General features: G+C 47.3%; 14 protein-coding genes and 6 rRNA genes. 19 read left to right on the forward strand and 1 reads right to left on the reverse strand.

Annotated elements, in window-relative coordinates; all coding sequences use genetic code 11:
* Window positions 1-50: 50 nt before the first annotated feature.
* From gyrA to NYE25_RS21150, 16 genes are all read left to right on the forward strand, one after another.
* On the forward strand, window positions 51-2,591 hold the full coding sequence (gyrA, locus tag NYE25_RS21075) for a DNA gyrase subunit A (RefSeq protein WP_042183783.1): 2,541 nt from the start codon (window positions 51-53) through the stop codon (window positions 2,589-2,591).
* Window positions 2,592-2,859: 268 nt separating this feature from the next.
* Window positions 2,860-3,957 (forward strand): HD-GYP domain-containing protein, encoded by a 1,098-nt coding sequence (locus NYE25_RS21080; protein ID WP_341146787.1) that lies wholly within the window; start codon window positions 2,860-2,862, stop codon window positions 3,955-3,957.
* 431 nt (window positions 3,958-4,388) lie between these two features.
* Window positions 4,389-5,946, forward strand: a 16S ribosomal RNA gene (locus NYE25_RS21085).
* Between the two features lie 242 nt (window positions 5,947-6,188).
* Window positions 6,189-9,116 (forward strand): 23S ribosomal RNA (locus NYE25_RS21090).
* Window positions 9,117-9,244: 128 nt separating this feature from the next.
* A 5S ribosomal RNA gene (gene rrf, locus NYE25_RS21095) occupies window positions 9,245-9,361 on the forward strand.
* The 16S, 23S and 5S rRNA genes sit together here, the layout of an rRNA operon.
* A gap of 154 nt (window positions 9,362-9,515) precedes the next feature.
* On the forward strand, window positions 9,516-11,138 hold the full coding sequence (locus tag NYE25_RS21100; RefSeq protein WP_341146788.1) for an ABC transporter substrate-binding protein: 1,623 nt from the start codon (window positions 9,516-9,518) through the stop codon (window positions 11,136-11,138).
* Window positions 11,135-12,124, forward strand: a complete 990-nt coding sequence (locus NYE25_RS21105; RefSeq protein WP_042183789.1) for an ABC transporter permease — start codon at window positions 11,135-11,137, stop codon at window positions 12,122-12,124. The genes NYE25_RS21100 and NYE25_RS21105 overlap by 4 nt, the downstream gene beginning before the upstream one ends.
* Entirely contained in the window at window positions 12,121-12,987 is an 867-nt protein-coding gene (locus NYE25_RS21110; RefSeq protein WP_339799597.1) for an ABC transporter permease, read from the forward strand. The genes NYE25_RS21105 and NYE25_RS21110 overlap by 4 nt, the downstream gene beginning before the upstream one ends.
* Window positions 12,984-13,751: an ABC transporter ATP-binding protein gene (locus tag NYE25_RS21115; protein WP_256716449.1), complete on the forward strand. Its 768-nt coding sequence runs from the start codon at window positions 12,984-12,986 to the stop codon at window positions 13,749-13,751. The genes NYE25_RS21110 and NYE25_RS21115 overlap by 4 nt, the downstream gene beginning before the upstream one ends.
* Entirely contained in the window at window positions 13,742-14,515 is a 774-nt protein-coding gene (locus NYE25_RS21120) for an ABC transporter ATP-binding protein (RefSeq protein WP_076287055.1), read from the forward strand. Before NYE25_RS21115 ends, NYE25_RS21120 begins: the two co-directional genes overlap by 10 nt.
* Window positions 14,512-15,570: a pyridoxal-phosphate-dependent aminotransferase family protein gene (locus NYE25_RS21125; RefSeq protein WP_341146789.1), complete on the forward strand. Its 1,059-nt coding sequence runs from the start codon at window positions 14,512-14,514 to the stop codon at window positions 15,568-15,570. Before NYE25_RS21120 ends, NYE25_RS21125 begins: the two co-directional genes overlap by 4 nt.
* 2 nt (window positions 15,571-15,572) lie before the next feature.
* The gene (locus tag NYE25_RS21130) at window positions 15,573-16,724 is read left to right on the forward strand and encodes an amidohydrolase family protein (RefSeq protein ID WP_341146790.1); all 1,152 of its coding nucleotides are present in this window, start codon (window positions 15,573-15,575) and stop codon (window positions 16,722-16,724) included.
* Between the two features lie 427 nt (window positions 16,725-17,151).
* Window positions 17,152-18,709: ribosomal RNA gene (locus NYE25_RS21135) — 16S ribosomal RNA — on the forward strand.
* Window positions 18,710-18,970: 261 nt separating this feature from the next.
* Window positions 18,971-21,898: ribosomal RNA gene (locus NYE25_RS21140) — 23S ribosomal RNA — on the forward strand.
* A gap of 128 nt (window positions 21,899-22,026) precedes the next feature.
* Window positions 22,027-22,143: ribosomal RNA gene (rrf, locus tag NYE25_RS21145) — 5S ribosomal RNA — on the forward strand.
* Between the two features lie 256 nt (window positions 22,144-22,399).
* Window positions 22,400-22,813, forward strand: coding sequence for a hypothetical protein (locus NYE25_RS21150; RefSeq protein WP_341146791.1), 414 nt, complete (start codon window positions 22,400-22,402; stop codon window positions 22,811-22,813).
* A gap of 72 nt (window positions 22,814-22,885) precedes the next feature.
* Here the strand turns inward: NYE25_RS21150 and NYE25_RS21155 are convergent, their stop codons facing one another.
* Entirely contained in the window at window positions 22,886-23,410 is a 525-nt protein-coding gene (locus NYE25_RS21155; RefSeq protein WP_042183802.1) for a hypothetical protein, read from the reverse strand.
* A 208-nt stretch (window positions 23,411-23,618) separates the two neighbouring features.
* On the opposite strand from NYE25_RS21155, the gene NYE25_RS21160 reads away from it, so the two are divergent.
* The 3 genes from NYE25_RS21160 to tmk all read left to right on the forward strand — a co-directional run bounded on the left by NYE25_RS21160 (window position 23,619) and on the right by tmk (window position 26,197).
* Window positions 23,619-23,804: a sigma factor G inhibitor Gin gene (locus NYE25_RS21160; RefSeq protein ID WP_042123074.1), complete on the forward strand. Its 186-nt coding sequence runs from the start codon at window positions 23,619-23,621 to the stop codon at window positions 23,802-23,804.
* Between the two features lie 209 nt (window positions 23,805-24,013).
* Entirely contained in the window at window positions 24,014-25,555 is a 1,542-nt protein-coding gene (locus NYE25_RS21165; protein ID WP_341146792.1) for an aminotransferase class I/II-fold pyridoxal phosphate-dependent enzyme, read from the forward strand.
* Window positions 25,556-26,197 (forward strand): dTMP kinase, encoded by a 642-nt coding sequence (tmk, locus tag NYE25_RS21170; RefSeq protein WP_042183814.1) that lies wholly within the window; start codon window positions 25,556-25,558, stop codon window positions 26,195-26,197.
* The last annotated feature ends 98 nt before the right edge of the window (window positions 26,198-26,295 follow it).

Here is a 26,295-nt window from a genome sequence, read left to right on the forward strand (position 1 = left end):
TAATATAATTAAGGGTAGCGGTTTTTTAACTGAAGGAGGTCCAGCAACTCATGGCTGAACAAAATAACCCACAAGTCAAAGATCGGGACATTGGCGTGGAAATGCGTGAATCCTTTATGGACTACGCAATGAGCATCATTGTTAGCCGGGCTTTGCCAGATGTGCGGGACGGACTCAAGCCGGTTCACCGACGCATTTTGTTTGCGATGTCGGAACTTGGAATGTCTGCGGATAAGCCTCATAAGAAATCGGCAAGAATCGTCGGTGAGGTTATCGGTAAGTACCACCCTCACGGTGACTCAGCCGTCTATGAAACAATGGTACGGATGGCTCAGGATTTCTCTATGCGCTATATGCTTGTGGACGGTCACGGGAACTTTGGTTCGATTGATGGTGATATGGCTGCAGCGATGCGTTATACAGAAGCCCGTCTTTCCAAGATTGCAGGCGAAATGCTTCGTGATTTGAACAAAGAAACAGTTGATTTCGCACCCAACTATGATGGTGAAGAGAATGAGCCAGTTGTATTACCAGCTCGCTATCCGAACCTGCTCGTTAATGGGGTATCTGGTATAGCTGTAGGTATGGCTACTAATATTCCACCGCATAACCTAGGTGAAGTTATCGATGGTGTGCAGGCGATGATTAAGAATCCTGATATCACCCCTATGGAATTGATGGAGTATATCCAAGGCCCAGATTTCCCAACGGCTGGATATATTTTGGGTCGTGAGGGTATTCGTCAGGCTTATCGTACGGGGCGTGGTTCAGTGACCATGCGTGCAAAGGCAACGATTGAAGAGAATAACGGTAAGGCTCGCATCATTGTACATGAGCTGCCGTATCAGGTGAACAAGGCAAGACTGGTTGAGAAAATCGCAGAATTAGTGCGTGAGAAACGGATCGAGGGTATAACGGATCTTCGAGATGAGTCTGACCGTAACGGTATGCGTGTAGTTGTTGAGATGAGACGTGATGTGAATCCAAATGTTGTGTTGAACAATCTATATAAACATACTTCTATGCAATCTACATTTGGTATTAACATGCTGGCCATCGTGAACAACGAGCCGAAAATTCTTAATCTGCGTGATGTGCTCTATCATTATTTGCAGCACCAGATTGAAGTTATTCGTCGTCGTACTATATTTGATCTTAAAAAAGCTGAAGCACGCGCTCATATCTTAGAAGGTCTGCGTATTGCGCTGGATCATCTGGATGAAGTGATTGCGTTAATTCGCGCTTCTCGGACAACGGATATAGCCCGCGAGGGATTAATGAGCACCTTTAGCCTCAGTGTAGAGCAGGCTCAAGCGATCCTCGACATGCGGATGCAGCGTCTGACCGGTCTGGAAAGAGAAAAGATCGAGAATGAATATAACGAATTGCTAGCTAAAATTGCAGAGTACCGTGAAATTTTGGCGAATGAGCATCTTGTACTGGAAATCATTAGTAACGAGCTGCAGGATATTCGTGATAGATATTCTGATGAACGCCGGACAGAGATTACCGTTGGTGAAGAAAGTATCCTGGATGAAGACCTTATTCCGCGTGAAGAGGTTGTTATCACTATTACACATACGGGATACATCAAACGTCTACCTGTCAGCACCTACCGCAGTCAGAAGCGTGGAGGGCGCGGAGTCATGGGGATGGACACCAAGGATCAGGACTTTGTGGAGCATCTCTTCGTGAGTAACTCTCATAACTATCTGATGTTCTTTACCGATAAGGGTAAGGTGTACCGGATTAAAGCTTATGAGATCCCAGAGCTGGGACGTACTGCACGTGGGACACCAATCATCAACCTGATTCAAATTGAACAAGGTGAGAAGATTAGTGCTGTAATCCAAGTGGAAGAGACCGATAGTGACAAGTACTTGTTCTTTGCTACCCGCGAAGGTATCGTGAAGAAGACGCCACTTGAGGATTACAATAACATCCGCAAAGGCGGACTTATCGCTATTAACCTTCGTGAAGAGGATTCTCTAATTGAGGTTAAGCTGACAGATGGACAGCAAAATCTTATTATCGGTACAGCTCGCGGAATGTCGATTACGTTCTCAGAGAATGATGTTCGTTCTATGGGTCGTAGCGCGACAGGCGTGAAGGGCATTACGCTTGATAGTAATGACCATGTCATCGGTATGGATTGTGTCGATAAGGAGCTTGAGGTTCTGATTGTTACTAGCAAGGGTTATGGTAAACGGACACCAGCCGGTGACTATCGTTCTCAGACTCGTGGTGGTAAAGGAATCAAGACCATTAATCTCACTGAGAAGAATGGCCCTGTAGTTGGTCTAAAAGTCGTTAAGAACGATGAAGACTTAATGATCATTACTACAAGCGGTACCTTGATTCGTACCAGCATGGATGGAATCTCTACTATGGGTCGTTATGCGCAAGGGGTTAAGCTAATTAACATCCGCGAGGATGATGCAGTGGCTACTCTGTGCAGAGCAGATAAGAACGAAGAGGACGAATTGTCTGAAGATATGGAAGGCCTCGAGGAACAAGTAACAGTAGATGAATCTGGTGATATTGATCAACCGGAAACAATCGCTGAGGATCAAGAAGATAACTTAGAGTAAGTAATATTCAATAAAGAGCAAGGGCTTCTATTACAGAGACCCTTGCTCTTTTTGCTGTGATTAATTAATAGCTAGTTATTTAATGAAATTTAATGAGAAATTTTATAAGAATAGTTTTCATTTCACTAGTCGCTTCCTTTTATCCGTACTATAATTAGCCGATAGAGTATAAATCAGTATATAAAGTACTATTTTCTCAGAAATTATCTGTCATATTAGATTTCGGTAATCCTGAGCTTATTGTTATAGAAATTAAGGGGCTGAGTATATGCCAAGTGTATTGGCTGGAGAAGTTAAAGCGGGCTCAAAAATAACCAAAGATGTAATTACACCTTTGGGGGGAATTTTGTTCACCAAGGGAAAGATACTACTCCCCCGTGATCTAGAAATTTTAGAAGCTTTTTTGGTTGGGCAAGTGGAGATCGAAGGTGTTCAGGGAGAGGCCAACTCTGATGCTGTCAAAAAAAACGCCAAGCAGACAGCACTTAAAGCTGGAGCGATTATAAATGAATCGATGCTGATCAAGAACAATTCCCCACTACATGATGAATATGAAAAAATGATCGGGCTTATTAGGACTAGCTATCGTTCGGTAACGGCAGCCTCACTTCCTATTTTTGAGTTGCGGAGTCAATTAGAGTTACTAATTAGTCATTTGAAGGATTATCATGTGTTGAAGTTTTCTCCACGTACGCTAAAAGACGAGGATTACAACTATCACAATGCCGTGCTGTCCGCGTTAACATCATATAAGATCGCTCAGTGGTGCGGGTATCCGCAAAAGGATTGGATGCAGATCGCTTTTGCCGGATTACTACATGACATTGGAAACGCAAAAGTAGATAGTTCTCTTTTACATAAACCGGAGTCACTTAATAGTGCTGAAATAGAAGAGGTTCGCAGACATACTACATATGGCTATCAATTGTTGCGTAATGTTACAGCGATTAATGAAGGGGTAAGACTAACAGCATTGCAGCATCATGAGAAGGTCGACGGGTCTGGTTACCCACTTAAGCTAGAAGGTAGCCAGATTCATTTTTACGCTAAAGTAGTTGCGGTAGCAGATATATTCCATGCTATGACCCTAGAAAGGGCCTATAGAAAAGCACAGTCTCCTTATTTAGTGTTAGAGCAGATAATGACAGAAAGCTTCGGTAAGCTCGACCCAGTCGTTGTACAGACCTTTATACAGAAGAGTACCGATTTGTTTAATGGAACCAGAATACGTCTGAGCGATGGACGTCATGGAGAGATCATATTTACTGACCGTGCTAATCCAACACGTCCTATGATTAAGGTAGAGGGTACGATTGTTAACCTAATGTTGGAGCGAGATTTGTATATTCAGGAGATCATTGCTTAGAGAAGGAAGTATCAAGAGACTCCATAACTGAGACTGTGCTAACAGGTATATACCAATATATTAAGGGTGATTGATAGCACAGTCTCTTATTTATAGATTATATTAAAAAAAGTGTTGCAATGAATCTCTATACATGATATATTCTAAGTCCGGCCAAGAAATACACATGCCGAGCTCGAAAAAGAAGTTAAAAAAAGAGCTTGACATTAAACGGCTGAACATGATATAGTATAAGAGTTGCTGCTGAGACATTAAACGGCGCCAACGAGAACTTGATCTTTGAAAACTGAACAACGAGTGAGTAGGAAATCACGAAAGTGAAATCCAAAACTGATGAGTTTCACAGCGTATTTTACGCTTTTGAAATTTCATCGTGAGAATTAATTTTCTCGTCAGATGTTTCAAAATGAGCATATCGCTCTTTTCAATACTAATTGGAGAGTTTGATCCTGGCTCAGGACGAACGCTGGCGGCGTGCCTAATACATGCAAGTCGAGCGGAGTTATTTTGAAAGCTTGCTTTCAAAATAACTTAGCGGCGGACGGGTGAGTAACACGTAGGCAACCTGCCCCTTAGACTGGGATAACTACCGGAAACGGTAGCTAATACCGGATAATTTCTTTTTTCTCCTGAAGGAAGAATGAAAGACGGAGCAATCTGTCACTGAGGGATGGGCCTGCGGCGCATTAGCTAGTTGGTGGGGTAACGGCCCACCAAGGCGACGATGCGTAGCCGACCTGAGAGGGTGAACGGCCACACTGGGACTGAGACACGGCCCAGACTCCTACGGGAGGCAGCAGTAGGGAATCTTCCGCAATGGACGAAAGTCTGACGGAGCAACGCCGCGTGAGTGATGAAGGTTTTCGGATCGTAAAGCTCTGTTGCCAGGGAAGAACGTCCGGTAGAGTAACTGCTATCGGAGTGACGGTACCTGAGAAGAAAGCCCCGGCTAACTACGTGCCAGCAGCCGCGGTAATACGTAGGGGGCAAGCGTTGTCCGGAATTATTGGGCGTAAAGCGCGCGCAGGCGGTCATTTAAGTCTGGTGTTTAAACCTTGGGCTCAACCTGAGGTCGCACTGGAAACTGGGTGACTTGAGTACAGAAGAGGAAAGTGGAATTCCACGTGTAGCGGTGAAATGCGTAGATATGTGGAGGAACACCAGTGGCGAAGGCGACTTTCTGGGCTGTAACTGACGCTGAGGCGCGAAAGCGTGGGGAGCAAACAGGATTAGATACCCTGGTAGTCCACGCCGTAAACGATGAGTGCTAGGTGTTAGGGGTTTCGATACCCTTGGTGCCGAAGTTAACACAGTAAGCACTCCGCCTGGGGAGTACGGTCGCAAGACTGAAACTCAAAGGAATTGACGGGGACCCGCACAAGCAGTGGAGTATGTGGTTTAATTCGAAGCAACGCGAAGAACCTTACCAGGTCTTGACATCCCTCTGAATCCACTAGAGATAGTGGCGGCCTTCGGGACAGAGGAGACAGGTGGTGCATGGTTGTCGTCAGCTCGTGTCGTGAGATGTTGGGTTAAGTCCCGCAACGAGCGCAACCCTTAACTTTAGTTGCCAGCAAGTAATGTTGGGCACTCTAGAGTGACTGCCGGTGACAAACCGGAGGAAGGTGGGGATGACGTCAAATCATCATGCCCCTTATGACCTGGGCTACACACGTACTACAATGGCCGGTACAACGGGAAGCGAAACCGCGAGGTGAAGCCAATCCCATCAAAGCCGGTCTCAGTTCGGATTGCAGGCTGCAACTCGCCTGCATGAAGTCGGAATTGCTAGTAATCGCGGATCAGCATGCCGCGGTGAATACGTTCCCGGGTCTTGTACACACCGCCCGTCACACCACGAGAGTTTACAACACCCGAAGTCGGTGGGGTAACCCGCAAGGGAGCCAGCCGCCGAAGGTGGGGTAGATGATTGGGGTGAAGTCGTAACAAGGTAGCCGTATCGGAAGGTGCGGCTGGATCACCTCCTTTCTATGGAGAATCGTCTTCTGCAATGAAGACATTCAAATCGGAAGCTAAGCTTCCACAACTCACTCGTTGCTCAGTTTTGAGAGTTTAAGCTCTCAGTAAGACTTGATCCTTGAAAACTGGATACCGAAACGAATTTGCGTTTTAGAACATCTTTTAGCAACTTGTGCAAACAAGTAAATGTTATTAGTGAGATGATTCCAAAGAGAATGTCATTGTATGATATTTTCCTGCGGAAAAATCAAGGTTAAGCTAATAAGAGCACACGGAGGATGCCTAGGCGCCAGGAGCCGACGAAGGACGTGGCGAACAACGAAACTGCCTCGGGGAGCTGTAAGCAAGCTTTGATCCGGGGGTGTCCGAATGGGGAAACCCAGCTGTGGTAATTCGCAGTTACTCATCTCTGAACACATAGGAGATGTAGAGGCAGACCAGGGGAACTGAAACATCTAAGTACCCTGAGGAAGAGAAAACAATAGTGATTCCGTCAGTAGCGGCGAGCGAACGCGGAACAGCCTAAACCTAAGAGCTTGCTCTTAGGGGTTGTGGGACGTCTCACATGGAGTTACAAAGGAATATGGTAGGTGAAGAGGTCTGGAAAGGCCCGCGATAGAGGTAAAAGCCCTGTAACCTAAACTGTGTTCTCTCCGAGACGGATCCCGAGTAGTGCGGGGCACGTGAAACCCCGTATGAATCCAGCAGGACCATCTGCTAAGGCTAAATACTACCTGGCGACCGATAGTGAAACAGTACCGTGAGGGAAAGGTGAAAAGCACCCCGGAAGGGGAGTGAAATAGAACCTGAAACCGTGTGCTTACAAAAAGTCAGAGCCCTATTAATGGGTGATGGCGTGCCTTTTGTAGAATGAACCGGCGAGTTACGTTTAACATGCAAGGTTAAGTCGAGAAGACGGAGCCGCAGCGAAAGCGAGTCTGAATAGGGCGAATGAGTATGTGGACGTAGACCCGAAACCGTGTGATCTACCCCTGTCCAGGGTGAAGGTGCGGTAACACGCACTGGAGGCCCGAACCCACGCATGTTGAAAAATGCGGGGATGAGGTGGGGGTAGCGGAGAAATTCCAATCGAACTCGGAGATAGCTGGTTCTCCCCGAAATAGCTTTAGGGCTAGCCTCGGTATAAGAGTAGTGGAGGTAGAGCACTGATTGGGTGCGGGGTCCGCAAGGATTACCAAGCTCAGTCAAACTCCGAATGCCATATACTTATTGCCGGGAGTCAGACAGTGAGTGCTAAGATCCATTGTCAAAAGGGAAACAGCCCAGACCATCAGCTAAGGTCCCCAAGTGTGTGTTAAGTGGGAAAGGATGTGGAGTTGCACAGACAACCAGGATGTTGGCTTAGAAGCAGCCACCATTGAAAGAGTGCGTAATAGCTCACTGGTCGAGTGACTCTGCGCCGAAAATGTAACGGGGCTAAACACACCACCGAAGCTATGGCTAGATACTATGTATCTGGGGTAGGGGAGCGTTGTATGTGGGTTGAAGGTGTACCGTAAGGAGCGCTGGACAGCATACAAGTGAGAATGCCGGTATGAGTAACGAAAAGATCAGTGAGAATCTGATCCGCCGAAAGCCCAAGGTTTCCTGAGGAAGGCTCGTCCGCTCAGGGTAAGTCGGGACCTAAGGCGAGGCCGAAAGGCGTAGTCGAAGGACAACAGTTTGAAATTACTGTACCACCGTAATCCGCTATGAGCGATGGGGTGACGCAGGAGGGTAGTGACGCGGACTGATGGATATGTCCGTCTAAGCAGTGAGGCTGATGTGTAGGCAAATCCGCACATCGTTAAGGCTGGGCTGTGATGGGGAGCGAAAATTACAGTAGCGAAGGTCATGATCTCACACTGCCAAGAAAAGCCTCTAGCCAGGAGAAGGTGCCCGTACCGCAAACCGACACAGGTAGGCGAGAAGAGAATTCTAAGGCGCGCGGAAGAACTCTCGTTAAGGAACTCGGCAAAATGACCCCGTAACTTCGGGAGAAGGGGTGCCCCGGTAGTGTGAATAGCACGAGGGGGCCGCAGTGAAAAGGCCCAAGCGACTGTTTAGCAAAAACACAGGTCTGTGCGAAGCCGCAAGGCGAAGTATACGGGCTGACGCCTGCCCGGTGCTGGAAGGTTAAGGGGAGTGGTTAGGGGTAACCCGAAGCTATGAACCGAAGCCCCAGTAAACGGCGGCCGTAACTATAACGGTCCTAAGGTAGCGAAATTCCTTGTCAGGTAAATTCTGACCCGCACGAATGGCGTAACGACTTGGGCGCTGTCTCAACGAGAGATCCGGTGAAATTTTAATACCTGTGAAGATGCAGGTTACCCGCGACAAGACGGAAAGACCCCATGGAGCTTTACTGCAGCTTGATATTGAATTTGGGTACGATCTGTACAGGATAGGTGGGAGCCGTAGAAATCGGAGCGCAAGCTTCGGTGGAGGCGCCGTTGGGATACCACCCTGATCGTATCTAGGTTCTAACCTAGTACCCTAATCGGGTACGGGGACCGTGTCAGGCGGGCAGTTTGACTGGGGCGGTCGCCTCCTAAAGAGTAACGGAGGCGTTCCAAGGTTCCCTCAGAATGGTTGGAAATCATTCGAAGAGTGCAAAGGCATAAGGGAGCTTGACTGCGAGACCTACAAGTCGAGCAGGGACGAAAGTCGGACTTAGTGATCCGGTGGTACCGCATGGAAGGGCCATCGCTCAACGGATAAAAGCTACCCTGGGGATAACAGGCTTATCTCCCCCAAGAGTCCACATCGACGGGGAGGTTTGGCACCTCGATGTCGGCTCATCGCATCCTGGGGCTGAAGTAGGTCCCAAGGGTTGGGCTGTTCGCCCATTAAAGCGGTACGCGAGCTGGGTTCAGAACGTCGTGAGACAGTTCGGTCCCTATCTGTCGTGGGCGCAGGAAATTTGAGAGGAGCTGTCCTTAGTACGAGAGGACCGGGATGGACGTACCGCTGGTGCACCAGTTGTTTCGCCAGAAGCATGGCTGGGTAGCTACGTACGGACGGGATAAGCGCTGAAAGCATCTAAGCGTGAAGCCCCCCTCAAGATGAGATTTCCCAATTAGTAAGACCCCTTGAAGACGACGAGGTAGATAGGTTGGAGGTGGAAGTGCAGTAATGCATGGAGCTGACCAATACTAATCGGTCGAGGGCTTATCCTATACTTAAAATGCAAATTCAATTCGGATTCAGTTTTCAGGCATCAAGCCTGTAACACGCTTAGAAATTCATTCTCACTTCTGGTGATGAACGAAATTTCACGCGGCAGCGTCTGTTTCACAGACGCATGTTTGGTGGCGATAGCGGAGGGGTTCCACGCGTACCCATCCCGAACACGACCGTTAAGCCCTCCAGCGCCGATGGTACTTGGACCGAAGGGTCCTGGGAGAGTAGGACGTTGCCAAGCACGCAAGACCACTGTTGAGTCATCGACAGTGGTCTTTTTGTTATGTATATTTATTTAAGGATTGTTGCAAATTAAATTATGTTTGACAGACTACAGTGTTTAACCCATAATACAATTCATACTAAACATATAAGAATTATAGGGGGAGAGAATTATGTCGTACTTTAGTGTATCTATTAAGAAACCGATTCTGTTGGGGGCAATAGCAGTTTTGCTATTGATGGTAATTGCAGGATGCTCGGGATCTAATAATAAGGCTGCTTCAAATAAAGATGCGCAGGAAAGTGCGAGTCCAGCAACAGCAACTCAGAGTCCTCAAATAGCTGAGCCTGCAGTAGGAGGAACCTTCGTCTATGGACGCCCTGCTTCTGTAACCTCATTGGATTTGCATAATCAGATTACGTCCAACAATGCTTTTGCTATCGACAAAGTATTTGAATCGTTAGTTGCTTTTGACAGCAAGGGCGAAATTGTAGATTGGCTTGCGAAGTCACATAGTATCAGTGAGGATGGCCTGACGTATACTTTTGAAATTCGCGACGGCTTAAAGTTTTCAAACGGTACGGATGTGACTGCAGAAGATGCTGTATTCTCCCTTGAGCGGCACTTGAAGGTTGGCGGCCCGCTGGCAATATCGGCAAAGGTCGGCACAATTAAGGCGCAGGATAACAAAACGCTTGTTATTACACTTAAAGAGCCTTATACACCATTTATCTCAGAGCTATCCAATTTCTCAAATGGTATCTTGCCTAACAATTTTGGTGGAGTTTCTGAAGAAGAATTCTTTAAGAAGCCTATCGGAACGGGACCCTTTGTGGTTGAATCATGGGATACAGCGGGGGATCTGACCTTCACTAAGAACAAATTCTACTGGCAAGAAGGTAAACCATATATTGATAAGCTAGTTTATAAGTTGATTGAGGACGATAGCCAGGCAATCAACCAGCTGAAGGCTGGGGAAGTTAACGCTATTGAATCTTTAGCACTGCAAAATGCCAATGAGATCAAAGATGGAGCTGACACAAAAGTAATTACTAACGGTAGTTGGGTGACAGAGCAATTGTTCTTTAATACACTGGATGAACATTTCTCGGATGTGCATGTTCGCCGTGCTCTGGCTCTGGCGCTTGATCGTGAAGGCTTAACCAAGGCTTTAACCTTTGGTTATGCGCAAACAGCAAACTCATTGCTGCCAACAACAATTCCTTATAACTCCAATGATACAATCAAGGCTCTGAACTTCAATGTCGAGGCAGCGAAGGAAGAGCTTGCTAAATCTGCCTTCCCTAATGGATTCACTACCAAATTACTTGTAGCCTCCGGCAATAGTACAAGAGCGCAAGAGGCGCAAATTATTCAGGCAGCGGGTCAAACGATCGGGATTACAATTGAAATTGAGTCGATTGAGCTTGCTACTTTCCGTGAACGGTTCTTTGCATATGATTTCGCCGCAATGCTCAACAGCGGTCAAGCCGACTCCCCTGAAGCGAACTCGATTATTGCATTTCAAACTGATCCGGAAGGCTTCAGCAAATCATATTGGACGCATTATACGAATGATGAAGTAACGAAGCTGCTATATGAGGGCCAAAAAACAGCGGACGGCGATGCTCGCGCACAAATCTATACTAAGCTGTTGCAAACACTTGCTGATGAAGTGCCGTATATTCCGCTTTATTATCCAGATGTTTTGAAAGGTATTCGTTCTTCAGTCGATGGCCTTGTTGTTCTACCTAACGGTAGCGCCCGTTTCGAAGATGTCCGCCTCAGCCAATGACGAATCTTAAGCAGGTGTTAAATCAACCTAGAGGAAGCAAGGACTCTTACAACTGGCTTGTGATATCACTTATAAAAGCATTGGCAGTGATCTGCTGCGTAATGATAGCAGTCTTTTTCATCATCCGAATTGTGCCGGGAGATCCAGCTAAAATGATATTGGGAGAATACAGTACCCCTGAGGCGCTCAAGAGTATGCATCATACTCTTGGGCTGGACCTCCCTTTATGGGAGCAGTTCATGCGATTTCTGAAGACGCTATTTACTCAGGGGGATACTGGAAACTCCATTGTTATGGGTACATCAACAAGAGAGTTGATTATGCAGAGAGCCCCTGTCACTTTGTTGCTCATAGTAATGGCGTGTGTGTTGGCGATTTTCGTATCACTTCTGCTTGCTACAGTAGCAGCTACGCATAAGGATAAACTGCTGGATCATTTAATACGTATTTTTCCTACAATAACTTTGGGTATGCCAATCTTCTGGGTTGGCTTACTTTTAATTTTGCTCTTTAGTGTCCGGCTTGGCTGGTTCCCCGTTGGGGGAGTAAGTGAAGGGTGGATTGGAACTTTGCACAGTCTTGCCCTTCCGGCAATCACCGTTGCTTTCTCACAGATTCCTACGCTGGTCCGTTCGTTAAGAGCACAGATGCTTGAAGTGTTAGAATCGGATTTTGTAGTTACACTTAAGGCTGCCGGAATACCAAGCAGGGTTATTTTATTTAAACATGTGCTGCGCAATTCGGCTCTTCCAACATTGATGCTGATGGGTGTGAATATTTCTTATCTAATCGGCGGCACATTGGTCGTTGAACAGGTGTTTGGAATAAAGGGAATTGGCAGCTTGTTATTCACTTCAATTTCGAAACGGGACTTTCCGGTTATTCAAGGAATAGCACTTTACTGTGCGCTAGCTGTTGTGATCATCAGTCTCTTGATTGAAATCATTTCTTGGTGGCTTGATCCCAGAACGAAGGGAAAACAATGAAAACGATAAGACTAGAACCACGATTGTATGAGGCTGGTAAAATGACTAGCGGCTTAAAACGAATATGGAATACCCCTTCACTTCTAGTGGGATTGATTATGTTTGCAGCTCTTATTCTCTTGACTGTGTTCATACCGTTTATAAGTCCCTATGATCCCTCCGAGCAAAATTTGAGCGCCTTTCTGCAGCCTCCGTCGGCTGAACACTGGCTAGGAACCGATCAGCTGGGACGTGATCTGTTTACTAGATTGATTTATGCAGCGAGGACTGATTTAAAAATCATGGTCTTGGCAGAAATCATTCCCTTTTGCATAGGTGTGTTCCTAGGAATGCTAGCAGGATATTACGGCAAATGGATTGATACAGTTATTACGCTGCTGTCAGATACGTTGATCGCTTTTCCTTTTTATCTAATCGTCATTATCGTTGCTTTTGCCAGTGGAGCAGGAGAACGAGGCATTTATATTACTTTTATCCTTGTAGGTTGGATTGTTTTTGCCCGTGTAGTGAGAGGTCTTAGCGCATCTTTTCGCAATCAGGAATGGGTGGCATCCGCTCAAACCTTAGGGCTACCCGGAGTGAAAATTATTTTGCGTCACCTGCTGCCCAATGTGCTTCCGCAAGCCGTGGTCGTTCTTATGACAGACATGATTGGATTGCTTGTTGCCATTGTTACACTGGGGTATCTTGGGATCGGTATTACACCGCCAACTCCAGACTGGGGAACTATGATCTCGGATGGACAGCCATTCATCACTACAGCTTGGTGGCTCTCAGCTGTCCCAGGATTTGCAGTGGTGTATACCGGAATAGCTTTGTCGCTCCTAGGTGATGGTTTGGCAGACATATGGAGGAAAAAATGATGTCTAAAGAACCCATTTTAGAAATAAACGCACTATCGCTGGCAGCGAAGTCAAAAGAGAGATTAGTCAACAATGTTAGCTTTTCGCTGAGCAAAGGGGAGAGTCTAGGATTAGTAGGTGAGTCGGGTTCAGGAAAATCGCTTACGCTGCGTGCAATTCTGGGACTACTTCCAAATGGTGTTGAACAGACAGGTGGCACCATTAAGAGTGACGTAAGCAGTGCGATGGTGTTTCAAGACCCGAGAGGTGCGCTTGATCCACTCTGTATGGTTGTCAATCAGCTGGCTGAAGTCGTGTATTACAGACAGAAAGTTAGTCGAAAGGCTTCACGAATGATTGCGCTGGAGCTACTCGAAAGACTTGGTCTCCCTGATTCATTAAAGAAAAAGGATCGATATCCGAGTCAGCTGTCAGGCGGTCAGTGTCAACGGGTAGTCATCGCTTTGGCACTGGCGTGCAAGCCAGGTATTCTTCTCTGTGATGAGCCGACAACGGCGCTGGACGTCACGGTTCAACGACAAATTATTGAAACGATCACGAACCTACAGCAGGAGTTGGGATTTGCCATGGTTTTTGTAACGCATAATCTCGCGATTGCAGCCAACTTGTGCTCACGCCTATGTGTAATGAAACAAGGGCAGATTGTTGAGCATGGCGCTACCCTTGATATTTTGCAAAATCCATCCGACCCTTACACACAGATGCTGATTGATTCGGTGCTTCCTTTGCCAGAGCTTGAAGGGAGTAGAGACTCATGGAACTAGCCTTGCAAATAAAAGATTTAACTGTTCACTATGGCGGATTTACTGCACTGGATTGTATCAATCTGAATCTTGAGCAGCACACCACTCTTGGACTAGTTGGAGAATCTGGCTCAGGGAAATCTACACTGGCGCGAGTAATTGCTGGACTGATTGCTCCGCATGAGGGGAAGATCCTGTTAGGTACCCAAGAATTAAAAAAGAAAAGAAGCCGTGAGCAGCGTAAAATAATCCAGATGATCTTCCAAAATCCTGATGCATCGCTGAATCCAAAGCATTCGATTAGGCAAATTCTTTCCGAGCCCTTATTGTTTCATAAAATTGTGGGACGTACAGACGTTGAGCAAAGATGTAAAGAGCTTTTGAACCAGGTTCATTTGGAGCAAAAGGCTTTAGATAAATTCCCGCATGAATTTTCTGGTGGTCAGCGGCAACGGATAGCGATCGCTCGCGCATTAAGCGTTGAACCAAACATCCTGATTGCGGATGAACCTACAAGCGCGTTGGATGTATCAGTACAGTTAAGTGTGCTCGAACTGTTCAATACGCTGAAAGCTGAGCTTAATCTCACCATGCTTTTTATCTCCCATGATCTAGGAGTTATCAATGCAATTAGTGATACAGTAGCAGTTATGCGGCAAGGAAAGCTCGTGGAGCAGAGCCCGAAGGATCAATTCTTCATCCGGCCTAAACATGAATACAGTTACGAGCTGTTGTCGGCGGTTCCGAAAATGCCAAAATCAAGTACATCAGGAGGTTTCTTATGAGCCCAGAACATAATGTTCATGTGCCACTTTCAGTGGCTGAGTACAATAAGCTTACACAATTGATTTCTACAATCTTGTTTACTGAGCATCCACCAGTTATCATCCCAGCTGAGGCAATTCTGGGGATCGAGGCAGTGGCTGCAGGAATAGCGGCACCTGGTCGAACCATTGTAAATATAGTAACAGGTCCCTATGGAAGTCTATTTGGAAAGTGGCTTGAACGGGGAGGAGCAACGGTTATTGAAGTAAAGGTTCCTTTTGATGAAGTGGTCACTGGCGACCAAGTTGCTTCCGCAATTAAAGAGTTTAGCCCTTGTGCCCTTTCCTTTGTTCAGGCTGAAGTAGTTACAGGTGGTTCTAATCCGGCTAAAGAAATATTTAAGATTGCAAAGAAGTTCAATCTCATTACTGTGACGGACTCAGTTTCTGCGGTTGGGGGAGAGGCGTTACTGGTCGATGAATGGGGAGTTGATTTTGCTGTGATAGGCGCACAAAAAGCCTTGGCTGGACCTAATGGTGTTAGCGCCGTCAGTATTTCACCACGTGGCTGGAAATTTCTTGAGTCAAATAAAAATGCACCGCGTAACTCCATTCTGTCCTTGCTGGATCTCAAACCTTCGCTGAATGGCGCCACGCCACTACGAGTTGCTCCAAATATTCCGACATTAGAGGCTAGAGCTTTGATCCTGGCCTTGACACGAATTGAAGAAGAGGGATTGGAGCAAATCATTCAGCGTCATGAAAGGGCTGCAGCTGCTACATTAGCTGGTATAGAATCCTTGGGGCTTGAGCCTTGGCAAAAGGACAGCAGACATTATTCTACACTGACTACAACGGTTCGGATTGCTGGAAAGCAAGATTTGCAGATCGAAAAACCTATAGGCATTGTGGCTCCAGGAGACGGAGAATTATTTGGCCATCTTTTGCGGATCAATCATTTCGGAACAAATGCTGCTCGGAAAAGTGTGGAGGAAGCCATATCAACGCTTGCTGAGTTATTGAAACAAGACCCTGATCAGGCATTACATGCTGTTCGGCTGGCTTGGGGGGAATGAAGATGATCCATAAGCATCCAGAGCTGCATACATTCAAGGATATTCATATAGCAGGCATCGAAGGTAAACGATTTGATGTTGTGATCAAGGATGGCTATTTTTCATCTATTACTGAAGCGGAGCCGCAACAAAATAATTCAACTCCTACAGGCACAGAACTATGGATAAGTCCTGGTATAATTGATCTTCATACCCATCTTGCTTGGACAGACTTTGATCATGAGGACCAATTGAAGCGCGACTCCCAGCAGATCGAAGCCATGCAGGCGCAAGCGTTTGAGGCTACTCTAAGGACGGGTGTAACGACTGTACGGGATGCAGGCGGAATTGTGCCAAGCACAGTGCAGCATCTTGTTCAGCAGTATCAGCAGCCTTTAAGAGTGCATACCAGCAGCGATATGCTTGGAGCAGCAGATGCCCGTGGAATTAAGCATTTGGAACAACGGATGGCGCAAATCTTTGCTACAGGAGCGGGCTGGGTAAAAATCATGGCCACAGGCGGTCTTGGGGCGCCCACCGAAAAAGTCGTAGATCCGATCTTTTCCGAAGAAGAGTTCGCATTCATTGTTCGTAATGCACATGCTCATGATAAGAAGGTACTGGTTCATACCTGGGGTGGAGTGACGATAGACTGGTCCATTCAGGCCGGGGTGGAATCTATAGAGCATGGGATGTTTCTAACTGAAGATCAGGCAGGGAGACTTGCTAATTCGGAGGTAGCTTTTGTACCTACTACATCCATCTATCGCATTGCCGCAGATCCGAAAGGCGTTCTAGCGTTGAACCCGATCATTTGCGAACGAGCTGCCCGCGCTGCTGAATCTCATTCTAAAGCCATTAATTATGCAAAAAGAGAAGGCGTTCGTATTGGATTCGGTACAGATTATGCTACACCCTCATTACATGGTTATAACCTTCAAGAGCTGGATACGTTGATTGATTATGGCTTAACTCGCAGAGAAGCGTGGCAGTCTGCTACTAAAAGCGCTGCTGACATTCTAGGGAGCGGTAACGAGCTGGGGCAGATTGCAGAAGGTTTTATTGCAGATGCTGTTGTTTTCAATGTCGATCCATACCAGGCGTATAATGCAGAGATACTTCGAAACAGTATCGTTTCCGTAATTACTGGAGCGAAGGAAGCGGAATTAATTTAGATTCGTCTAAGCTATCTTCTGAAAACAACTGATATCTTTTTCAGTTGTTTTTCTTTTATATTATGGAATGTATATAAGGCAACAGTATATAAAGATAGAGTGTATTCATTAATACATGATTTATGGTTTTTAAATCTTTCAAAAAAAAAGTGTTGCAATGAATCTCTATACATGATATATTCTATTTCTGGCCGAGAAACACACATGCCGAGCTCGAAAAAGAAGTTGAAAAAAGAGCTTGACATTAAACGGCTGAACATGATATAGTATAAGAGTTGCTGCTGAGACATTAAACGGCGCCAACGAGAACTTGATCTTTGAAAACTGAACAACGAGTGAGTAGGAAATCACGAAAGTGAAATCCAAAATTAGAGAATTAATTTTCTCGTCAGATGTTTCAAAATGAGCATATCGCTCTTTTCAATACTAATTGGAGAGTTTGATCCTGGCTCAGGACGAACGCTGGCGGCGTGCCTAATACATGCAAGTCGAGCGGAGTTATTTTGAAAGCTTGCTTTCAAAATAACTTAGCGGCGGACGGGTGAGTAACACGTAGGCAACCTGCCCCTTAGACTGGGATAACTACCGGAAACGGTAGCTAATACCGGATAATTTCTTTTTTCTCCTGAAGGAAGAATGAAAGACGGAGCAATCTGTCACTGAGGGATGGGCCTGCGGCGCATTAGCTAGTTGGTGGGGTAACGGCCCACCAAGGCGACGATGCGTAGCCGACCTGAGAGGGTGAACGGCCACACTGGGACTGAGACACGGCCCAGACTCCTACGGGAGGCAGCAGTAGGGAATCTTCCGCAATGGACGAAAGTCTGACGGAGCAACGCCGCGTGAGTGATGAAGGTTTTCGGATCGTAAAGCTCTGTTGCCAGGGAAGAACGTCCGGTAGAGTAACTGCTACCGGAGTGACGGTACCTGAGAAGAAAGCCCCGGCTAACTACGTGCCAGCAGCCGCGGTAATACGTAGGGGGCAAGCGTTGTCCGGAATTATTGGGCGTAAAGCGCGCGCAGGCGGTCATTTAAGTCTGGTGTTTAAACCTTGGGCTCAACCTGAGGTCGCACTGGAAACTGGGTGACTTGAGTACAGAAGAGGAAAGTGGAATTCCACGTGTAGCGGTGAAATGCGTAGATATGTGGAGGAACACCAGTGGCGAAGGCGACTTTCTGGGCTGTAACTGACGCTGAGGCGCGAAAGCGTGGGGAGCAAACAGGATTAGATACCCTGGTAGTCCACGCCGTAAACGATGAGTGCTAGGTGTTAGGGGTTTCGATACCCTTGGTGCCGAAGTTAACACAGTAAGCACTCCGCCTGGGGAGTACGGTCGCAAGACTGAAACTCAAAGGAATTGACGGGGACCCGCACAAGCAGTGGAGTATGTGGTTTAATTCGAAGCAACGCGAAGAACCTTACCAGGTCTTGACATCCCTCTGAATCCACTAGAGATAGTGGCGGCCTTCGGGACAGAGGAGACAGGTGGTGCATGGTTGTCGTCAGCTCGTGTCGTGAGATGTTGGGTTAAGTCCCGCAACGAGCGCAACCCTTAACTTTAGTTGCCAGCAAGTAATGTTGGGCACTCTAGAGTGACTGCCGGTGACAAACCGGAGGAAGGTGGGGATGACGTCAAATCATCATGCCCCTTATGACCTGGGCTACACACGTACTACAATGGCCGGTACAACGGGAAGCGAAGCCGCGAGGTGAAGCCAATCCCATCAAAGCCGGTCTCAGTTCGGATTGCAGGCTGCAACTCGCCTGCATGAAGTCGGAATTGCTAGTAATCGCGGATCAGCATGCCGCGGTGAATACGTTCCCGGGTCTTGTACACACCGCCCGTCACACCACGAGAGTTTACAACACCCGAAGTCGGTGGGGTAACCCGCAAGGGAGCCAGCCGCCGAAGGTGGGGTAGATGATTGGGGTGAAGTCGTAACAAGGTAGCCGTATCGGAAGGTGCGGCTGGATCACCTCCTTTCTATGGAGAATCGTCTTCTGCAATGAAGACATTCAAATCGGAAGTTAAACTTCCAAATCTCAGGTTTAGGCCTGTTACTCACTCGTTGCTCAGTTTTGAGAGTTTAAGCTCTCAGTAAGACTTGATCCTTGAAAACTGGATACCGAAACGAATTTGCGTTTTAGAACATCTTTTAGCAACTTGTGCAAACAAGTAAATGTTATTAGTGAGATGATTCCAAAGAGAATGTCATTGTATGATATTTTCCTGCGGAAAAATCAAGGTTAAGCTAATAAGAGCACACGGAGGATGCCTAGGCGCCAGGAGCCGACGAAGGACGTGGCGAACAACGAAACTGCCTCGGGGAGCTGTAAGCAAGCTTTGATCCGGGGGTGTCCGAATGGGGAAACCCAGCTGTGGTAATTCGCAGTTACTCATCTCTGAACACATAGGAGATGTAGAGGCAGACCAGGGGAACTGAAACATCTAAGTACCCTGAGGAAGAGAAAACAATAGTGATTCCGTCAGTAGCGGCGAGCGAACGCGGAACAGCCTAAACCTAAGAGCTTGCTCTTAGGGGTTGTGGGACGTCTCACATGGAGTTACAAAGGAATATGGTAGGCGAAGAGGTCTGGAAAGGCCCGCGATAGAGGTAAAAGCCCTGTAACCTAAACTGTGTTCTCTCCGAGACGGATCCCGAGTAGTGCGGGGCACGTGAAACCCCGTATGAATCCAGCAGGACCATCTGCTAAGGCTAAATACTACCTGGCGACCGATAGTGAAACAGTACCGTGAGGGAAAGGTGAAAAGCACCCCGGAAGGGGAGTGAAATAGAACCTGAAACCGTGTGCTTACAAAAAGTCAGAGCCCTATTAATGGGTGATGGCGTGCCTTTTGTAGAATGAACCGGCGAGTTACGTTTAACATGCAAGGTTAAGTCGAGAAGACGGAGCCGCAGCGAAAGCGAGTCTGAATAGGGCGAATGAGTATGTGGACGTAGACCCGAAACCGTGTGATCTACCCCTGTCCAGGGTGAAGGTGCGGTAACACGCACTGGAGGCCCGAACCCACGCATGTTGAAAAATGCGGGGATGAGGTGGGGGTAGCGGAGAAATTCCAATCGAACTCGGAGATAGCTGGTTCTCCCCGAAATAGCTTTAGGGCTAGCCTCGGTATAAGAGTAGTGGAGGTAGAGCACTGATTGGGTGCGGGGTCCGCAAGGATTACCAAGCTCAGTCAAACTCCGAATGCCATATACTTATTGCCGGGAGTCAGACAGTGAGTGCTAAGATCCATTGTCAAAAGGGAAACAGCCCAGACCATCAGCTAAGGTCCCCAAGTGTGTGTTAAGTGGGAAAGGATGTGGAGTTGCACAGACAACCAGGATGTTGGCTTAGAAGCAGCCACCATTGAAAGAGTGCGTAATAGCTCACTGGTCGAGTGACTCTGCGCCGAAAATGTAACGGGGCTAAACACACCACCGAAGCTATGGCTAGATACTATGTATCTGGGGTAGGGGAGCGTTGTATGTGGGTTGAAGGTGTACCGTAAGGAGCGCTGGACAGCATACAAGTGAGAATGCCGGTATGAGTAACGAAAAGATCAGTGAGAATCTGATCCGCCGAAAGCCCAAGGTTTCCTGAGGAAGGCTCGTCCGCTCAGGGTAAGTCGGGACCTAAGGCGAGGCCGAAAGGCGTAGTCGAAGGACAACAGTTTGAAATTACTGTACCACCGTAATCCGCTATGAGCGATGGGGTGACGCAGGAGGGTAGTGACGCGGACTGATGGATATGTCCGTCTAAGCAGTGAGGCTGATGTGTAGGCAAATCCGCACATCGTTAAGGCTGGGCTGTGATGGGGAGCGAAAATTACAGTAGCGAAGGTCATGATCTCACACTGCCAAGAAAAGCCTCTAGCCAGGAGAAGGTGCCCGTACCGCAAACCGACACAGGTAGGCGAGAAGAGAATTCTAAGGCGCGCGGAAGAACTCTCGTTAAGGAACTCGGCAAAATGACCCCGTAACTTCGGGAGAAGGGGTGCCCCGGTAGTGTGAATAGCACGAGGGGGCCGCAGTGAAAAGGCCCAAGCGACTGTTTAGCAAAAACACAGGTCTGTGCGAAGCCGCAAGGCGAAGTATACGGGCTGACGCCTGCCCGGTGCTGGAAGGTTAAGGGGAGTGGTTAGGGGTAACCCGAAGCTATGAACCGAAGCCCCAGTAAACGGCGGCCGTAACTATAACGGTCCTAAGGTAGCGAAATTCCTTGTCAGGTAAATTCTGACCCGCACGAATGGCGTAACGACTTGGGCGCTGTCTCAACGAGAGATCCGGTGAAATTTTAATACCTGTGAAGATGCAGGTTACCCGCGACAAGACGGAAAGACCCCATGGAGCTTTACTGCAGCTTGATATTGAATTTGGGTACGATCTGTACAGGATAGGTGGGAGCCGTAGAAATCGGAGCGCAAGCTTCGGTGGAGGCGCCGTTGGGATACCACCCTGATCGTATCTAGGTTCTAACCTAGTACCCTAATCGGGTACGGGGACCGTGTCAGGCGGGCAGTTTGACTGGGGCGGTCGCCTCCTAAAGAGTAACGGAGGCGTTCCAAGGTTCCCTCAGAATGGTTGGAAATCATTCGAAGAGTGCAAAGGCATAAGGGAGCTTGACTGCGAGACCTACAAGTCGAGCAGGGACGAAAGTCGGACTTAGTGATCCGGTGGTACCGCATGGAAGGGCCATCGCTCAACGGATAAAAGCTACCCTGGGGATAACAGGCTTATCTCCCCCAAGAGTCCACATCGACGGGGAGGTTTGGCACCTCGATGTCGGCTCATCGCATCCTGGGGCTGAAGTAGGTCCCAAGGGTTGGGCTGTTCGCCCATTAAAGCGGTACGCGAGCTGGGTTCAGAACGTCGTGAGACAGTTCGGTCCCTATCTGTCGTGGGCGCAGGAAATTTGAGAGGAGCTGTCCTTAGTACGAGAGGACCGGGATGGACGTACCGCTGGTGCACCAGTTGTTTCGCCAGAAGCATGGCTGGGTAGCTACGTACGGACGGGATAAGCGCTGAAAGCATCTAAGCGTGAAGCCCCCCTCAAGATGAGATTTCCCAATTAGTAAGACCCCTTGAAGACGACGAGGTAGATAGGTTGGAGGTGGAAGTGCAGTAATGCATGGAGCTGACCAATACTAATCGGTCGAGGGCTTATCCTATACTTAGAACGCAAATTCAATTCGGATTCAGTTTTCAGGCATCAAGCCTGTAACACGCTAAGAAATTCATTCTCACTTCTGGTGATGAACCGAATTTCACGCGGCAGCGTCTGTTTCACAGACGCATGTTTGGTGGCGATAGCGGAGGGGTTCCACGCGTACCCATCCCGAACACGACCGTTAAGCCCTCCAGCGCCGATGGTACTTGGACCGAAGGGTCCTGGGAGAGTAGGACGTTGCCAAGCAGATTAAGCCATTGTTGATAATATCAGCAGTGGCTTTTTTTCTTTTTTTATTATACAAGTATTTAAGGCTAGTAATAACATTAGAATAGGTTACTGTGGAATGACATTTTTGTTACCGACGCTGCGGTGGATACAAGTATAATAGAAAAGTGCTAATAGTTAGCAGATCTTTAATACGAAGGAACTACTCATAAATTCTAACTTTGAATTTTCTTGTGTCTTTAGATGCATTGTAGAGGTAGGGAGGATTTAAGGCATGAAACAATTAAAAATATTCAAGTTAATAATGATTTCTTGTATTTTAACTTTAATATTGGCAAGTTGCGGGGCTAAAGAACCTAAGTGGGATACTTTCGAGGGTGCACTGAATGAGAAAAGCTTCCCTGTCCCGCATGAGGCAAACTCACCAGACCAGACCACTACTAACGTTGCTATGGATTATGTACGTTATTCTTTACCTGGATTAAAGGAGAAGAATGGTATTCCGGATCCTTATTTGGAGGCTATTAAAGCCTGGGGATGGACAGAAAAGGAAGATGATGATAGTGATTCTTCGGGTGTTTTTCTGAAGGATGGGTTAACGGTTCATTTAACAGTGCACGATGATTATTTTGTAGTGATGATTCCTAAAGAAAAGAAGACCTCCATTAAAGGCCTTAAGACGAAATAAAGAATCGCCATCCCTAAGGATGGCGGTTTATTTTTTAATACGTGAAAATAATATGAGCTATACTGCTGCACTTTATTGAGAGTAATAGGATACATCGGTCGGATTGAATTTCAGCATGCCTCCCTGATCCTGTCGATTCAGTCTGAACAGAGTATAAAGACGAGGCAGTAGGAGCCATAAGTGGCAAGTGATCAGTGATACAGTAAATGCTGGCGGTGACCAGAAAATAAAGAGTGCTGCAATACAAAGACCGATATAGAAATTATGTAGCTGTACTTTACGGAATATACGGTAACTAATATGTTGATCAGGCATAAACCCTAACCAAGGCAGTTTAAATGAGACAGACCATCTTTTTGAAATGGGGTGTCCTGAGATTAAAAGAACTGAGCGTGAAATGACATATTGAACCCAGAAGGCTACAGGCGCTGCTATGATTATGTAAAGAATGCTCCACCAGGAAAGAAATACGGTTTCGAGCACAAGGACTAATAAGGGAAGCATAATATAAATAGGCAGCAGGCGTGCCGTTAGATTTACTTTTTTAATTAGTTTATATTGATAGAATGTAGCTGCACCTTTGGTAGTGGGTTCCATAGATTATAGTCTAACCTCCTCATGAATTCGTATGTTCTTAATATCGGCGATTGGATGTATTTTAATAAACTGCGGCGGAAATTCACCGATATAACGGCAACGGAATATATATAATGCACGATACGAAGGATATGAAAATACTATGAAAAGGTTTAAAATGATAGAAGGTGTATCATACTGTTCTTAAAAGAGTCAAGGTGGGATGGTTATGGAACAGCAAACCGGGCAAGCTTGTATCATTTGTGGACAGGTAAAAGAGGAAGGTATTGTGATTGTCTCGCATTTTATTTGTGAGGAATGTGAGGCTGAGATGATACGTACCGAGGCTGAAGATGCCAAGTACCGTTTTTTTATCGGCCGGATGAAGAAGATTGGATTGCAAAAGAACGCTTAAGTAGAGTAACTCTGTTAAATGATGCAATTAAGAGAGCGGTCTGGATGAAAGATACGAAGGCTGCATTAGTGATATTCAATACACGGCTTCCTCGTTCTTCAGGCGGGAGGAGCCGTTTTGTTGTCCAAAGGGCCGCTTTTACACTGAAGCGTAGGCGTTTGCGAATATTTACGTTAAAATAGAAGGAACCCTATGGGAAGGAATTTAATATGAATAAATTACAACGTTGTAGGGCGCCTATATACGAAATGCTGGAACAATATAGAATTATGGGTAATAGATCATATCATGTGCCAGGTCATAAGAATGGAGAGGCATATGATGGCGTTGAAGGCGCTGGCTTTTTAGATGAGGTAATGAAGTATGATGTTACGGAAATTTCCGGAACGGATGATCTTCATCATCCTGAGGGAGTTATCAAGGAAGCGCAAGAGTTGGCAGCAGATTGCTTTGGAGCAGAGGAAAGCTTTTTTCTGGTTGGAGGAAGCACAGCCGGCAATCTGGCTCTTATTCTAACCGCTTGTCCCGAGCCTGGAATGATTATGATTGTTCAACGCAATGTGCATAAGTCAGTCATTCATGGACTGATGTTGGCTGGAGTACATGCTGTTTTTCTGGAGCCTCTGATTGATCCACTCAGCGGCTTGGCAGTGGCGCCGGCGGCCGAAGCTGTTAAGGCTGCACTTGCAGCCTATCCTGAAGCCGCAGCTGTACTTGTTACCATGCCGAATTATTACGGCATGGGTAGTGATCTTGCGCCCCTCGCGAGTATTTGTCACGACAGCGGTGTACCGCTGCTTGTGGATGAGGCGCATGGGGCGCATTACGGGCAGCACCCGGCGCTGCCAGCCGGGGCACTTGCTTGTGGCGTGGACGGCGTCGTGCAGTCCACGCACAAGATGCTCACAGCGATGACCATGGGCGCTATGCTGCATGTTCAAGGACCGCGGCTCAACCGCGCCCTGCTCCGGCAGCGGCTCGCCATGGTGCAGAGCTCCAGCCCATCATATCCTATGATGGCGTCGCTGGATCTTGCCCGGCGGCTGCTGCACAGCCGGGGCAAGGATGCCTTCACGGCGGGGCTGGCCGCCGTGGACGTTCTACGGCGCGGGCTCGCGGAGCTGCCGCGCTACGGACTAGTGCAGCCGGCAGAGCCGCTGCACCCGAATACGCCGCCTGATTATATGGCGGCGTATGTGACACAGGACCCCTTTAAAGTCGTCATTTATGACGCCACCGGAGTCCTGAGCGGCTTCGAGCTGCAACGCAAGCTCGAGGCAAAGGGCTGCGTGCCGGAGATGAGCGATGACCGGCACGTAGTGCTGCTGTTCAGCCTTGGATCGAAGGCTGGAGATGCAGATCATTTGCTGCAGGCGCTGCGGGAAATAGATTCGGAGGAACCTTCCGAATCACCGAACGCCCCCGACTTATCAGGCGCTCGCAATATTTCCACGTGGAACAATTTCCATTCTTTACAAATCTCAGATCCTGTCCACTTCTCATTGAAGCCGGTGTCAGCGAATGAGATTGAAAGTATTGATCTTAAACATTGCGTGGGTAGAGTGGCGGCAGAGATGGTTATTCCCTATCCACCAGGCATCCCGGTATTATATCCGGGTGAAGTGATCACAGATCAGATCCAAAGAAGGCTGGCTGGTTTAGCCAAAGGAGGCGCCAAATTTCAGGCTTGTGCTGATCCGGTCTTGCAGCGTATTGAGGTATACAACATTCAGAAGGGCGGAGAAGCATAAGTGGGAAAAGAAGGTTTCTTCATAACATTAGAAGGGGGCGAAGGCTCCGGAAAAACAACGGTACTAGGTAGAGTAACGGCCTATTTACAGAACCGATCCATGCCTTATCGAATTACCCGTGAACCGGGTGGCGTAGAGATTGCTGAGAAGATTCGTTCCATTATTCTAGACCCTGCCCATACAGCTATGGATGCGCGTACAGAGGCATTACTATATGCTGCATCAAGAAGCCAACATCTCGCCGAAGTCGTTGAACCGGCTCTTAGAGAAGGGCTTACTGTACTCTGTGACCGCTTTGTAGACAGCAGCCTCGTTTATCAAGGACATGCGAGAGGACTCGGAATAGAAGAGGTATGGAGTATTAATCGTTTTGCGATAGGGAACCGTATGCCAGATCTAACCTTTTATCTGGATGTGGACCCAGAGATAGGGTTGTCACGGATAGCAGCGAATCAAGAACGGGAAGTGAATCGTCTGGATCTGGAGAGCCTTTCTTTTCATAAGAAGGTCCGTGAAGGCTATCAATTATTAGCCCAGGCCAATCCGGACAGAATAGTAGTTCTGGATGCTAATCGCCCCATTCATATGGTAGAACAAGATATCGTGAGAACTCTTGAAGAGAGAGTATTAAAGGGTTTTTAGGGTGTTTTGTCTAATATACTAAGAGAAGTGACATATAATTAGGCGTGTGCTTATGAAGTAAGGGTTACTACGAGTAACTCTAAGTAGTAATACACCAT

The organism is Paenibacillus sp. FSL E2-8871, from assembly GCF_038000345.1.
Classification (GTDB): domain Bacteria; phylum Bacillota; class Bacilli; order Paenibacillales; family Paenibacillaceae; genus Paenibacillus_AQ.

Excerpts from the sequence above, each read along its gene's own strand:
- gyrA (WP_042183783.1), top strand. The coding sequence starts at position 51 with ATGGCTGAACAAAATAACCCACAAGTCAAAGATCGGGACATTGGCGTG.
- NYE25_RS21080 (WP_341146787.1), top strand. The coding sequence starts at position 2,860 with ATGCCAAGTGTATTGGCTGGAGAAGTTAAAGCGGGCTCAAAAATAACC.
- NYE25_RS21100 (WP_341146788.1), top strand. The coding sequence starts at position 9,516 with ATGTCGTACTTTAGTGTATCTATTAAGAAACCGATTCTGTTGGGGGCA.
- NYE25_RS21105 (WP_042183789.1), top strand. The coding sequence starts at position 11,135 with ATGACGAATCTTAAGCAGGTGTTAAATCAACCTAGAGGAAGCAAGGAC.
- NYE25_RS21110 (WP_339799597.1), top strand. The coding sequence starts at position 12,121 with ATGAAAACGATAAGACTAGAACCACGATTGTATGAGGCTGGTAAAATG.
- NYE25_RS21115 (WP_256716449.1), top strand. The coding sequence starts at position 12,984 with ATGATGTCTAAAGAACCCATTTTAGAAATAAACGCACTATCGCTGGCA.
- NYE25_RS21120 (WP_076287055.1), top strand. The coding sequence starts at position 13,742 with ATGGAACTAGCCTTGCAAATAAAAGATTTAACTGTTCACTATGGCGGA.
- NYE25_RS21125 (WP_341146789.1), top strand. The coding sequence starts at position 14,512 with ATGAGCCCAGAACATAATGTTCATGTGCCACTTTCAGTGGCTGAGTAC.
- NYE25_RS21130 (WP_341146790.1), top strand. The coding sequence starts at position 15,573 with ATGATCCATAAGCATCCAGAGCTGCATACATTCAAGGATATTCATATA.
- NYE25_RS21150 (WP_341146791.1), top strand. The coding sequence starts at position 22,400 with ATGAAACAATTAAAAATATTCAAGTTAATAATGATTTCTTGTATTTTA.
- NYE25_RS21155 (WP_042183802.1), bottom strand. The coding sequence starts at position 23,410 with ATGGAACCCACTACCAAAGGTGCAGCTACATTCTATCAATATAAACTA.
- NYE25_RS21160 (WP_042123074.1), top strand. The coding sequence starts at position 23,619 with ATGGAACAGCAAACCGGGCAAGCTTGTATCATTTGTGGACAGGTAAAA.
- NYE25_RS21165 (WP_341146792.1), top strand. The coding sequence starts at position 24,014 with ATGAATAAATTACAACGTTGTAGGGCGCCTATATACGAAATGCTGGAA.